The following is an 11,796-nucleotide window of genomic DNA, read 5'->3' as shown; positions in this document are numbered from 1 at the left end:
GGGCAGCAGGGCGGGGCGCAGGCTCATAGGAGTCTCCAGACACAAGCCAAATTTGTGGCATGGGCGTATCGTACGCGCTTGTAGGGCTATCGTGTTACGCCAGAATGGTGCCCGACACGAACGAGGCTCCCGCGATGGCACAGGCGACGACCACCGTAGACCCCATCCCGCAGGTGGCCGGGCGCGACTGGCGCACGCCGCTCGAGTTGCTGGCGTTGGGCGCGATCTGGGGTAGCTCGTTCCTCTTCATGCGCATCGCGGCGAACCCGTTCGGGCCGTTTGCGCTGGTCGAGGTGCGGCTGGCGCTGGGTGCGCTGGTCCTGCTGCCGTTCCTGTGGCGCGAGCGTGCGCACTTCCGCGCCGGCATGTGGCCGCGCCTGGCCATGATCGGCGCGATCAATTCGGCCATCCCGTTCCTGCTGTTCGCGTGGGCGGCGCAACGGTCGCCGGCCGCGATCGGTGCGATCTGCAACGCCATGACCGTGCTGTTCGCCGCGTTGGTGGGCTTTCTGTTCTTCGGGCAAAAGATCGGTACGCGCCGTTCGCTCGCGCTGCTTGTGGGGTTCGTCGGCGTGGTGGTGCTGGCGACCAGCAAGGCAGGTGGCCTGAGTGTGGGCGGCGCGGTGGTGGCCGGCTCCACGGCGGCATTGCTCTATGGCGTGGGCGTGAACCTGGTACGCAAGCACCTGTCGGGGATTCCACCGGCGGCGGCCGCCGCCGCAACGCTCGGTTGCGCGGCGCTACTGGTGCTGCCGTTCGCGGCGACCCATTGGCCGACGGCCCGCATCCCGCCCGGTGCGTGGGGCGCTGCCATCGCCATCGGCGTGGTCTGCACGGGCTATGCGTTCCTGCTGTATTACCGGCTGATCCAGCGCATCGGCCCGGCCCGCGCATCGACGGTGACCTACCTGGTGCCGCTGTTCGGCGCGGGCTTCGCGTGGGCGTTCCTCGGCGAACCGGTCACGCTGGCGATGCTGGCCGCAGGCGTGCTGATCCTGGGCAGCGTGGCGGCCAGCCAGCGGGCGCCATGAGGCTGTGCGGTTCTTGTGGGAGCGACGTCAGTCGCGGTGAGACATGGGACGACGTCATCGCGACTGACGTCGCTCCCACGGGAAAATCAGCGGCTCAACGCTTGGCTTCGCGCACCGGCAGCGGCACGTTGCACAGGTCGATATGGCCGGCGGGCCGCACGTACCAGCCGTCGCGGCGGTTGCGGCGCGCCTCGGTGGCGGCGGCGAAGGTCTTCGTGTCGGTGCGCAGCACCTGCAGCGGCGTGCGCTCGGATTCGGGCACCTCGCTGGCCAGGCGGATGGCGGTGATCGGCGTGCGCTCGGTCGCGTTCTCGTAGAAGCCCATCGGCTCGGGGCCGCGCGGGATCGCGCTGAGCAATTCCATGCCCTTCACCACGCGTCCGACCAGGGTGATGTTGCGGTCCAGCTGCCGCGGCGACTGGCCGGTGACCACGTACAGTTCGCTGCCGTTGCTGCTGTCGGGCGGGCCACCGCGACCCGCGCCCAGCGCGCCATAGCAGTGCGCCAGCCAGACCTCGTTCGTCTTCGGATCGCGTGCCACCGGAAAGCCATCGACGAATCCTACCTGGGGCGCCCAGCCGTCCACGTCCGGCAGCCGGGTGAAAGACACACCTTCACCCGTGCGCGCGAATTCCGCCGGCAGCTTGGTCTTCGCCGTGCCCAGCGGTTTCGCCTTGGCGGCGTCTTCCGCATCGGCATCGCCGAACTGCACCACGAAATTGTCCTGCGAGCGGTAGATGGCCAGCCCGTTCCAGAAACCCTCACGCGCCAGCGTGCGGATGTTGGCCACGTGCTCCGGCGCGAAGCCCGGCGCCAGTTCGATCACCACGCGTCCACCGGGCACGTCCATGTACAGCGTGCTGGCCGGGTCGAGCGTGCGCCAGTCGGCGTCGGGCGAGGCGTCCAGGATCTCCTTGGCGCTGAGGTACTTCGGCGGCTCAGCCGCGTGCGCGGCGGGCAGGGCGAACAGGCAGGCGAGCAGCAGGGGCGTCAGGCGCATGGACGTTCCGGGGCTTGGGATGACCGGATTGTAGTGCGACTGCGCCGGCGTCAGCTCTTGTAGTTCATGGCCCGGTTGATGCCCAGGGCCACGAGCGTGCCCAGCGCGCCCGAGAGCAGGTAGGCGCCTAGCCACGCCAGTCCGAAGTTGGCGCACAGGCCCAGCGCGACCAGCGGGGCGAACGCCGCGCCGATCAGCCAGGCCAGGTCGGAGGTGAGGGCGGCGCCGGTGTAGCGGTAGCGCTGGCCGAAATTGGCGGTGACTGCGCCGGCGGCCTGGCCATAGGACAGGCCGAGCAGCGCGAAGCCCACCAGGATGAAGGCGCCCTGGCCGACCGGCCCGCCCTCCATCAGCGTGGGCGCGAAGCCACTGAACATGGCGATGCCCACGGCCAGCGCGCCCAGCGTGCGGGCGCGGCCGAAGCGGTCGGCGATCACGCCCGAGGCCACGATGGCGCCGGCGGCGATGAACGCGCCGACGATCTGCACGATCAGGAAGCTGACGATGGACTGCTGCGAGTACAGCAGGATCCACGACAGCGGGAAGATGGTGACGATATGGAACAGCGCGTAGCTGGCCAGTGCCGCGAACGCGCCGATCACCACATGGCGGCCCTTGGCCCGGAAGAGTTCGCGCACCGACGTGGGCTCCAGTTCCAGTTCGCCCATGCGGTGCTGGTATTCCTCGGCCACCACGATGCGCAGGCGGGCGAACAGCGCCACCACGTTGATGGCGAACGCGACGAAGAACGGATAACGCCAGCCCCACGACAGCAGATCGGCGGGTTCCAGGCTGGCATACAGGAAGGCGAACACACCCGCGGCCACGATGAATCCCACCGGCGCGCCCAACTGTCCCAGCATGGCGTACCAGCCGCGGCGGTCCTTGGGGGCGTTCAATGCCAGCAGCGACGGCAGGCCGTCCCACGAGCCGCCCATCGCCAGGCCCTGCAGTACGCGGAACAGAGCGAGCAACACGATGGCGGTGCCGCCGAGCGTGCCGTAACCGGGAAGGAAGGCGATGCCGGCGGTCGCCGTGCCCAGCAGGAACAGGGCCACGGTCAGCTTGATGCCGCGTCCCCAACGTGCCTGGATCTTCATCGACAGCATGGTGCCGAAGGGCCGCGCGACGAACGCCAGCGCGAACAGCGCAAACGACCACAGCGTGCCTTCCAGGCGGTCCATGAACGGAAAGAACACCGCCGGGAACACCAGCGCCGAGGCGATGCCGAACACGAAGAAGTCGAAGTATTCCGACGCGCGTCCAATCACCACGCCCACGGCGATCTCGCCCGGGGCGACATCGGCATCGGCCTTGGTGCCATGGTCATGGGTGGAGCGGGTGGGGCTGAGGGTCGACATCGCGCAAGGACCGCCGGGCCGGACGAGGGAAGGGGCGACCATAGACTCGCAGACCGGGCGCGCATCCGCGATAGGACAAAACGTCCAATACTCCCGGAAAGCGGAGCGCACTACATTGATCTGGATCAATCGGCAGACCCCCCCATGCCCATGTCCTTCGTGCGCAGAACCCTGCAGGCCGCCGTGGCGATGTCCGCCGCGTCCATGCTGTCGGGATGCAACCTGCTGGTCCTGAACCCGGCCGGCGACATCGCGGCCCGCCAGGGCCATCTGATCGTCGTGGCCACCGTGCTGATGCTCATCGTCATCGTGCCGGTGATCGCGCTGACGTTCTGGTTCGCCTGGCGTTACCGGGCCGCGAACACGCGCGCCACCTACAAGCCCGACTGGGACCACTCCACCCAATTGGAGCTGGTGATCTGGGGCGTGCCGCTGCTCATCATCATCGCGCTGGGCGCGGTGACGTGGATCGGCACGCACCTGCTCGACCCGTACCGCCCGCTGGGACGCATCGGCGAGGGACGCCCTGTGCCGGCCGACGTCAAACCGCTGGAAGTGCAGGTGGTCGCGCTGGACTGGAAATGGCTGTTCGTCTATCCGGAGTACAGCGTGGCCTCGGTCAACCAGATGGCCGCGCCGGTCGACCGTCCCATCACCTTCCGGCTGACGTCGTCGTCCACGATGAACGCGTTCTACGTGCCGGCGCTGGCGGGCATGATCTACACGATGCCGGCGATGGAGACCAAGCTCCACGCCGTCATGAACAAGGAAGGCGAGTACGAAGGCTTCTCCTCGCACTACAGCGGCGAGGGCTTCTCGCACATGCGCTTCCGTTTCCATGCGCTGTCCGGCCAGGACTTCGACCGCTGGATCGCTGAAGCCCGGACGGAAGGCAAGGCATTGACCCGCGCCGAATACCTGAAGCTGGAAGTGCCCAGTTCACGCGAACCGGCGCGCCTGTACGCGTCGGTCGATCCCGGCCTGTTCGATGCGGTGGTCAACCGCTGCGTGGACACCGACCGCCTGTGCATGGACCAGATGATGGCCTACGACGCCATGGGCGGCCGCGGCCTGGACGGCAGCGGGGCGTTGCAGCGGCCGCGCCGCGGCAACCTCGCCGCCGGTCCGTTCGTTCGTTCCGACCTCTGCACGGTCGAGACGGCGCGAGCGGCGGGTCGCATGTCTCCCGTTCCCACTGCCGGTGGCCTGAAGGCGCCCTGACGCGCCCGGTCGCCGCACTCCTGGATTCACCGGATCAGCAAGATGGCCTTCGATACCAGCACCGTCCCCCATTCACCGATCACCGGTCGCCTGGCCTGGGACGCGATTCCCATGCTGCACGATCCGATCATCGCCGCGACCTTCGTCGGCACCTGCCTCGGCGGCCTCGCGCTGGTCGCGGTGATCACGAAGTACAGGCTGTGGGGCTGGCTGTGGCGCGAGTGGTTCACCAGCATCGACCACAAGAAGATCGGCATCATGTACATGGTGCTGGGCCTGGTGATGCTGCTGCGCGGCTTCGCCGACGCCATCATGATGCGCCTGCACCAGGCGATGGCCTTCGGCGACAACCTGGGTTACCTGCCGCCGCACCACTACGACCAGATCTTCACCGCCCATGGCGTGATCATGATCTTCTTCGTGGCCATGCCGCTGGTCACCGGCCTGATGAACTATCTGGTGCCGCTGCAGATCGGCGCGCGCGACGTGGCGTTCCCGTTCCTCAACAACTTTAGCTTCTGGATGACCACCGCAGGCGCGGTGCTGGTCATGCTGTCGCTGTTCCTGGGCGAGTTCTCCACCTCCGGCTGGCTGGCGCTGTCCAACCTGGGCAACCAGGACCCCGGGGTGGGGCTGGACTACTACATCTGGGCGCTGCAGATCGCCGGCGTCGGCACCTTGTTGTCCGGCGTCAACCTGTTGGTGACCATCCTGAAGATGCGCGCGCCGGGCATGGGCATGATGAAGATGCCGGTGTTCACCTGGACGGCGCTGTGCACCAACGTGCTGATCGTGGTGTCGTTCCCGGTGCTGACGGCGGTGCTGGCGCTGATGACGCTGGACCGCTACGTGGGTACCAACTTCTTCACCACCGATCTCGGCGGCAACGCCATGCTGTACGTCAACCTGATCTGGATATGGGGCCACCCGGAGGTCTACATCCTGATCCTGCCGCTGTTCGGCGTGTTTTCCGAGATCGTGTCCACCTACTCGGGCAAGCGCCTGTTCGGCTACTCGTCGATGGTCTACGCCACGGTCTGCATCACCGTGCTGTCCTACCTGGTGTGGCTGCACCACTTCTTCACGATGGGCTCGGGCGCCAGCGTCAACTCGTTCTTCGGCATCACCACGATGATCATCTCGATCCCGACGGGCGCGAAGATCTTCAACTGGCTGTTCACCATGTACCGCGGCCGCATCCGCTTCGAGGTGCCGATGCTGTGGACCATGGGCTTCATGGTGACCTTCGTGATCGGCGGCATGACGGGCGTGCTGCTGGCGGTGCCGCCGGCGGACTTCGTGCTGCACAACAGCCTGTTCCTGGTGGCGCACTTCCACAACGTCATCATCGGTGGCGTGGTGTTCGGCCTGTTCGCGGCGATGACGCACTGGTTCCCCAAGGCCTTCGGTTTCAGGCTGGACGATTTCTGGGGCAAGGTGTCGTTCTGGTTCTGGTTGGCCGGTTACTGGTTCGCGTTCACCCCGCTGTATGTGCTGGGCCTGATGGGCGTGACCCGCCGCATGAGCCACTTCGAGGATCCGTCGTTGCAGATCTGGTTCCAGATCGCGGCCTTCGGCGCGGTACTGGTGGCCATCGGCATCGCCGCGTTCCTGTACTGCATCTTCATCAGCTTCCGCCGCCGCGAACAGCTGCGCGACCACACCGGCGATCCCTGGGGCGGCCGCACGCTGGAGTGGTCCACGTCATCGCCGCCGCCGGACTACAACTTCGCCTTCACCCCGGTCGTGCACGACACCGACGCCTGGACGGACATGAAGCAGCGCGGGTTCGAGCGCCCCAAGAGCGGCTTCAAGGCCATCCATATGCCGCGCAACACCGGTGCGGGCGTGGTCCTGTCGGCGCTGAGCACGGTGTGCGGTTTCGCGCTGATCTGGCATGTGTGGTGGCTGGCGGGCGTGTCGCTGCTGGCGACGATCGCCTATGCGATCTGGCACAGCTTCGACCGCGACCGCGATTACTACATCCCTGCCGATGAGGTCGCCAGGACCGAACAGGCGCGCACCGTGCAGCTGGAGCAGGTCCATGTCTGAGTCCATCGCCCTCTCTCGACCCGACGGCTCGCCGGTGTTCCTGGATACCGAGGGCAGGCATCACCCGGAGAACGGCACGCTGCTGGGTTTCTGGATCTACCTGCTCAGCGACCTGATGATCTTCGGCAGCCTGTTCGCCACGTTCGGGGTGTTCTCGGGCAGCTACGCCGCCGGCCCGTCCGGCCGCGACCTGTTCCTGCCCAATCTGCACCTGATCGCCATCAATACCGGCATCCTGCTGGTGTCGTCGATCACCTACGGCTTCGCGATGCTGGCGATGATGAAGCGCAACAGCCGCGGCACGATCGGCTGGCTGCTGGTCACCGGCCTGCTGGGCCTGGCGTTCCTGACGATCGAGGTCTACGAGTTCCATCACCTGATCCACATCGGTGCAGGACCCCAGCGCAGCGCGTTCCTGTCGGCGTTCTTCACGCTGGTCGGCACGCACGGCCTGCACGTGCTGTTCGGCGTCATCTGGCTGGTCGTGCTGTGCGTACAGGTGCGCAAGTGGGGCCTCAATCGCACCACCACGCGCCGCATCGCCTGCCTGTCGATGTTCTGGCATTTCCTGGACGTCGTCTGGATCGGCGTCTTCACCTTCGTCTACCTGATGGGCGTGCAGTGATGGCCAACCCTTCTTCTTCCTCCGAACACGACGACTTCCTCGAGGACGGCATTCCGCATGTCAGCGTGAAGGAATACGTCACCGGCTTCGTGCTGTCGGTCGTGCTGACCGCGATCCCGTTCTGGCTGGTGATGGCCAAGGTGCTGCCCACGCCGGCCATCACCACGCTGGTGATCCTGGCCTTCGCGATGGTGCAGGTCGTCGTGCACATGGTGTATTTCCTGCACATGAATCCGAAGTCGGAAGGCGGCTGGAACCTGTTCGCGCTGATCTTCACCGCCGTGCTGCTGGTGATCGTGCTGGCCGGTACGTTGTGGGTCATGCATAACATGAACACCCACATGATGCCGGGCGCGCACGACATGCATCGGATGCAGGAGGCGGTCCAGAGCCTGCCGTGACCGACGTGGCTGCCACGCCGCCGCCGCCGCGCGCGCGCTGGCGGGTCGCGTTCGCGGCGCTGCTGGTGTTCGCCTTCTGCGGATTCGTCGTGCTGGGTGTGTGGCAGCTGCAACGGATGGCGTGGAAGCACGACCTGATCGCCCGCGTCGATGCACGCATCCATGCGGCGGCCGTACCGGCGCCTTCCCGCGTGCAGTGGCGCGCCATCACCGAGGCGGACCATGGCTACCGGCGCATCTTGGTGGCCGGACACTTCCTGCAGGATCGGCTGGTACGCACGCAGGCGGTGACCGAACTCGGCGGCGGCTTCTGGCTGCTGCAGCCCTTGCAGGCCGACAACGGTGACTACGTGCTGGTCAATCGGGGCTTCGTGCCGGCCGGCGCCACCGCGTCGCGCGCACCACAGGGCCGGGTGGTCGTGGAAGGCCTGCTGCGCATCAGCGAACCGGAGGGTGGCTTCCTGCGGCGCAACGTGCCGGAACAGGATCGCTGGTATTCGCGTGATGTCGTCGCGATAGCACGCAGGCAGGGATTGCCGGCTGCGCGGGTCGCTCCCTTCTTCGTCGACGCCGATGCCGAGCCTGGCTTCCGCGGTTGGCCGCGCGGCGGCATGACGGTGGTGAAGTTCCGCGATCCGCACCTGTCCTACGCGCTGCCCTGGTTCGGGATGGCGCTGCTGACGCTGGTGGCCGTGGGTGTCCTGTTCGCGTCGGACCGCCGCTGGCGCGATGATCGGCGCCGACACTCCTCCCGGGGCACGCATGTACTTCCGCCGGGCTGAAGCTCCAGACGACCCTGCCCCGCCGGCCTTACGCCTGGCGGGGTCATACGATCGCGCGGGCCTGCGCAACCTGCAGCAGCTCATTCAGCTGCGCTGGATCGCGGTGGTGGGACAGGTGGCGACGATCCTGGTGGTGCAGTACGGCCTGGGCATCGCACTGCCCCTGCAGCCGATGTTTGCCGTGCTAGCCGCTCTGGTGCTGTTCAACCTGGCCAGCCACCTGTGGTGCCGGCGCCACACACAGGTTTCGCATGCGGCCCTGCTGGTTGGCCTGCTGGTGGACGTGGCCTCGCTCACGGTGCAGCTGTACCTGTCCGGCGGCATCGCCAATCCGTTCGTGTTCCTGTTCCTGCTGCAGGTCGTGATCGGCACGGTGCTGTTCGTTCGCCCGGCAGTTGGGTAATCGCGGTCGCCGCGGCGCTGTGTGTCGTCGGACTCGCGGCCGTGCCTGCGCCGCTGAAGCTGGCGGTGGAGCCTGCGCGTGGGCTGGCGGATCACTACGTGCAGGGGTTGCTGGTCTGCTTCCTGCTGATCGCCGGCTTGCTGGTGGTGTTCATCACCCGCATCGGCGGCATCCTGCGCGAGCGGGATGCGCGCCTGGCCGAGCTGCGCCAGCGGGCGGTGGAGGAGGAGCACATCGTGCGCATCGGCCTGCTGGCGTCCGGGGCCGCGCACGAGCTGGGCACGCCGCTTTCCACGCTGTCGGTGATCCTGGGCGACTGGCAGCACCTGCCCACCATGGCCTCCGACGGTGAGCTGCACAACGACGTGCTGGAAATGCAGGCGCAGGTGGCCCGCTGCAAATCCATCGTCACCAACATCCTGATGGCTGCCGGCGAGACCCGCGCCGAAGCGCCCACCGAAACCACATTGCATGCGCTGTTCGACGAGCTGGCGCATGAATGGGAACAGGCGCGGAACCCGCCACGCTTCGATTACCGCAACCAGAGCGGCCCCGATCCGCGTATCGTCACCGATGCCGGCCTTCGGCAGATGGTGTTCAACGTGCTGGACAACGCGCTGGAAGCTTCACCCGACTGGGTCGCCCTGGACGTGCGCTGCGAGGACGACGCCGTGGTGGTGGTGGTCGCCGACGCCGGGCCCGGGTTCGAGCCGGGCATCCTGCGGCGGCTCGGCACGCCCTACAACAGCAGCAAGGGACGGCCGGGCGGTGGCTTGGGCCTGTTCCTGTCGGTCAACGTGGCCCGCACGCTGGGCGGCCGGCTGCACGCGGAGAATCGCCCCCAGGGCGGTGCGGTGGTGACGGTGACGCTGCCGCTGGCGGCGATCGCGATCGAGGACCCGGATGATGACGGCCAAGAATGAGCGCCGGTTGCTGATCGTCGAGGATGACGCGGCGTTCGCGCGCACGCTGGTGCGCTCGTTCGAGCGGCGCGGCTATCAGGTACGCCATCTCGCCGGCGAGGAGGGCATGGCGGCGTTGCTGGGCGAATTCGCGCCCACGCATGCGGTGGTGGACCTGAAGCTGGCCGGCGGTGCGTCCGGCCTGTCCAGCGTCAGGCTCCTGCACGATGCCGATCCGGAGATGGTGATCGTGGTGCTGACCGGCTATGCCAGCATCGCCACGGCGGTGGAGGCGATCAAGCTGGGCGCGCGCCACTATCTGGCCAAGCCGTCCAACACCGACGACATCGAGGCGGCCTTCCAGCGTGCCGTCGGCGATGCCGATGTGGAACTGAGCGCGCGCACCACCTCGATCAAGACGCTGGAGTGGGAGCACATTCACGAAGCCCTGGCGGCCAGCGACTTCAACATTTCCGAGGCCGCACGCCGGCTGGGACTCCACCGGCGCACGCTGGCGCGCAAGCTGGAAAAGCGGCGCGTCAAATAGGGCCTCCCCGGGCCGGCCTTCACGGCACGTGCACATCAGCGAATCCGCAGGCTGCCGTCCATCGGGCGGACGGCGCGATGCCGCGTGTCCCGCATCCACGGCCGTTGCGCCCGCGTATGGCGAAGGGCCTTCGATGCACGCGCCGAGGGCCGTGGGAAGCGTTGAACCCGCGCGTGCCCTGTCGTTGTCATTCCCCCGAAACCCACTTCACAGGAAGCCCTCATGAAAACGCTTCGACTCCGTGGTCTCGTCCTGGTCATGGCCGCGTTGCTGCCTGCGGCGGCATTCGCGTCGCCCACCGTCAACACGCTGGGCGGCGATACCCGCGTGCAGCTGTCCGCCGACCTGGTGGGCGCGCTGACCTCGCTGGGTGTCTCCGTGAAAGCCTCGTATCCCGCCCGCCTGCGGGGCGCGAGCGCGTCGTTCCCCATTCCCGGCGGCGAGCTGGATCGGGGCACCCTGAAGGGCGAGGTGGATCATGCGGGGGGCCTGACGCTGCGCGCCGGCGCCACCGAGGTCAACCTGAGCAGCTATACCATCGACACGACCGGTGCCGCCCCGGTGCTGACCGGCCGGGTGAAGGTCAACGACAGCGTGCTGGGCCGCCTGCCGCTGTTCGACATCACACTGGTGAGCGCACCGGTCGTACGCGGACTGCACGCGCGTGCCGGTTCCGTGCAACTGGACAACGTGCGGCTGACGCTCAATGACGAAGCGGCCGTGGCATTGAACGCGGTCTTCAACGTGTCCGCGTTCCAGGCCGGCCTGCCGGTGGGCACCGCCCGCGTGCAGACCTACTTCTACGAGCCGGCGCCTTGAGTCGGGACCTGCGCCGGGAGAGCCGGGGGGCGTCGCCCCCCGGTCTTTCCGCATTCGGAATCCGGAAAGCCGCATGGCGGACGCTGTTCAATGTGGCCGGCAACCAGATCGTGTGGTTCATCGCGGTGATCGCCGCCGGCCAGGGCAGTGCATGGCCCGGCGTGCTGGCCGCGGCAGTATTCGTTGGCATGCACCTGGCGTGGGCGCCGCGTCGTGGCGACGAGGTGAGACTGGTGGTGCTCGCCGTGGCGTGTGGACTGGTGGTCGACGGTGTGGCCGCGGCGCAGGGCTGGGTGACGTATCGGGCCTCGATGGCGGGCGGTGCGACGGCACCGGCCTGGATCCTGGCGCTGTGGGCATCGCTGGCCGTCACCCTCAATGGCGCCATGCGCAGCCTGCAGGCGCGGTGGTGGGCGGGGGCGCTGCTGGGAGGCATCGGCGGCCCCCTGGCGTATCTGGCAGCCGCGCGCGGTTGGGGAGCCGCCGAGTTCGCCAGCCCTGCGTGGCGGGGACTGCTGTGGCTGGCAGCCGCCTGGGCCGCTGCGTTGCCGGGACTGCTGGCGGCCGCGCGGTGGCAGGCCGGACGAAGTCAGTACGCTTCGCGGTGACGGGTCGGCGGGTCGCTGCAGGGCGTCGGGCCGCCGCGAGCAGC

At 67.7% G+C, this 11,796-nt stretch carries 13 protein-coding genes; 11 read left to right on the top strand and 2 right to left on the bottom strand.

Annotation, left to right across the window (positions count from 1 at the left end; all coding sequences use genetic code 11):
• The first annotated feature begins 134 nt into the window (after positions 1-134).
• Positions 135-1,031 carry a DMT family transporter gene (locus CSC76_RS09950; protein WP_162109851.1) on the top strand — a complete coding sequence of 299 codons (897 nt, stop codon included), beginning with the start codon at positions 135-137 and terminating at the stop codon, positions 1,029-1,031.
• A gap of 94 nt (positions 1,032-1,125) precedes the next feature.
• On the opposite strand, the gene CSC76_RS09945 is transcribed toward CSC76_RS09950, so the two are convergent.
• Both CSC76_RS09945 and CSC76_RS09940 read right to left on the bottom strand, forming a co-directional pair.
• Complete coding sequence (locus CSC76_RS09945; RefSeq protein ID WP_162109850.1) at positions 1,126-2,031, bottom strand: peptidylprolyl isomerase; 906 nt, start codon at positions 2,029-2,031, stop codon at positions 1,126-1,128.
• Positions 2,032-2,081: 50 nt separating this feature from the next.
• On the bottom strand, positions 2,082-3,392 hold the full coding sequence (locus tag CSC76_RS09940; RefSeq protein WP_162109849.1) for an MFS transporter: 1,311 nt from the start codon (positions 3,390-3,392) through the stop codon (positions 2,082-2,084).
• A gap of 144 nt (positions 3,393-3,536) precedes the next feature.
• Here CSC76_RS09940 and cyoA point away from each other — a divergent pair, with 144 nt between their 5' ends.
• The 10 genes from cyoA to CSC76_RS09895 all read left to right on the top strand — a co-directional run bounded on the left by cyoA (position 3,537) and on the right by CSC76_RS09895 (position 11,752).
• A complete protein-coding gene (cyoA, locus tag CSC76_RS09935) occupies positions 3,537-4,613 on the top strand; it encodes a ubiquinol oxidase subunit II (protein ID WP_238394929.1) in 1,077 nt (358 codons plus the stop codon).
• A 42-nt stretch (positions 4,614-4,655) separates the two neighbouring features.
• On the top strand, positions 4,656-6,665 hold the full coding sequence (cyoB, locus tag CSC76_RS09930; protein ID WP_162109848.1) for a cytochrome o ubiquinol oxidase subunit I: 2,010 nt from the start codon (positions 4,656-4,658) through the stop codon (positions 6,663-6,665).
• Positions 6,658-7,290 carry a cytochrome o ubiquinol oxidase subunit III gene (gene cyoC, locus CSC76_RS09925; RefSeq protein ID WP_162109847.1) on the top strand — a complete coding sequence of 211 codons (633 nt, stop codon included), beginning with the start codon at positions 6,658-6,660 and terminating at the stop codon, positions 7,288-7,290. Before cyoB ends, cyoC begins: the two co-directional genes overlap by 8 nt.
• On the top strand, positions 7,290-7,691 hold the full coding sequence (gene cyoD, locus CSC76_RS09920) for a cytochrome o ubiquinol oxidase subunit IV (protein WP_162109846.1): 402 nt from the start codon (positions 7,290-7,292) through the stop codon (positions 7,689-7,691). The genes cyoC and cyoD overlap by 1 nt, the downstream gene beginning before the upstream one ends.
• On the top strand, positions 7,688-8,473 hold the full coding sequence (locus CSC76_RS09915) for an SURF1 family protein (protein WP_238394928.1): 786 nt from the start codon (positions 7,688-7,690) through the stop codon (positions 8,471-8,473). The genes cyoD and CSC76_RS09915 overlap by 4 nt, the downstream gene beginning before the upstream one ends.
• Positions 8,454-8,876, top strand: a complete 423-nt coding sequence (locus tag CSC76_RS18880; protein WP_202923511.1) for a hypothetical protein — start codon at positions 8,454-8,456, stop codon at positions 8,874-8,876. The genes CSC76_RS09915 and CSC76_RS18880 overlap by 20 nt, the downstream gene beginning before the upstream one ends.
• Before the next feature lie 41 nt (positions 8,877-8,917).
• Positions 8,918-9,799: a sensor histidine kinase gene (locus CSC76_RS09910; RefSeq protein WP_202923510.1), complete on the top strand. Its 882-nt coding sequence runs from the start codon at positions 8,918-8,920 to the stop codon at positions 9,797-9,799.
• Positions 9,783-10,325, top strand: a complete 543-nt coding sequence (locus tag CSC76_RS09905; RefSeq protein WP_162109845.1) for a response regulator transcription factor — start codon at positions 9,783-9,785, stop codon at positions 10,323-10,325. Before CSC76_RS09910 ends, CSC76_RS09905 begins: the two co-directional genes overlap by 17 nt.
• A gap of 222 nt (positions 10,326-10,547) precedes the next feature.
• Positions 10,548-11,144 (top strand): hypothetical protein, encoded by a 597-nt coding sequence (locus CSC76_RS09900; RefSeq protein ID WP_162109844.1) that lies wholly within the window; start codon positions 10,548-10,550, stop codon positions 11,142-11,144.
• A 92-nt stretch (positions 11,145-11,236) separates the two neighbouring features.
• Entirely contained in the window at positions 11,237-11,752 is a 516-nt protein-coding gene (locus CSC76_RS09895; RefSeq protein ID WP_238394927.1) for a DUF2878 domain-containing protein, read from the top strand.
• The last annotated feature ends 44 nt before the right edge of the window (positions 11,753-11,796 follow it).

This window comes from Pseudoxanthomonas mexicana, assembly GCF_010093385.1.
Taxonomy (GTDB): Bacteria; Pseudomonadota; Gammaproteobacteria; order Xanthomonadales; family Xanthomonadaceae; genus Pseudoxanthomonas_A; species Pseudoxanthomonas_A mexicana.
This window is presented reverse-complemented; position numbering and strand designations above follow the sequence as displayed.

Excerpts from the sequence above, each read along its gene's own strand:
- CSC76_RS09950 (WP_162109851.1), top strand. The coding sequence starts at position 135 with ATGGCACAGGCGACGACCACCGTAGACCCCATCCCGCAGGTGGCCGGG.
- CSC76_RS09945 (WP_162109850.1), bottom strand. The coding sequence starts at position 2,031 with ATGCGCCTGACGCCCCTGCTGCTCGCCTGCCTGTTCGCCCTGCCCGCC.
- CSC76_RS09940 (WP_162109849.1), bottom strand. The coding sequence starts at position 3,392 with ATGTCGACCCTCAGCCCCACCCGCTCCACCCATGACCATGGCACCAAG.
- cyoA (WP_238394929.1), top strand. The coding sequence starts at position 3,537 with ATGCCCATGTCCTTCGTGCGCAGAACCCTGCAGGCCGCCGTGGCGATG.
- cyoB (WP_162109848.1), top strand. The coding sequence starts at position 4,656 with ATGGCCTTCGATACCAGCACCGTCCCCCATTCACCGATCACCGGTCGC.
- cyoC (WP_162109847.1), top strand. The coding sequence starts at position 6,658 with ATGTCTGAGTCCATCGCCCTCTCTCGACCCGACGGCTCGCCGGTGTTC.
- cyoD (WP_162109846.1), top strand. The coding sequence starts at position 7,290 with ATGGCCAACCCTTCTTCTTCCTCCGAACACGACGACTTCCTCGAGGAC.
- CSC76_RS18880 (WP_202923511.1), top strand. The coding sequence starts at position 8,454 with ATGTACTTCCGCCGGGCTGAAGCTCCAGACGACCCTGCCCCGCCGGCC.
- CSC76_RS09905 (WP_162109845.1), top strand. The coding sequence starts at position 9,783 with ATGACGGCCAAGAATGAGCGCCGGTTGCTGATCGTCGAGGATGACGCG.
- CSC76_RS09900 (WP_162109844.1), top strand. The coding sequence starts at position 10,548 with ATGAAAACGCTTCGACTCCGTGGTCTCGTCCTGGTCATGGCCGCGTTG.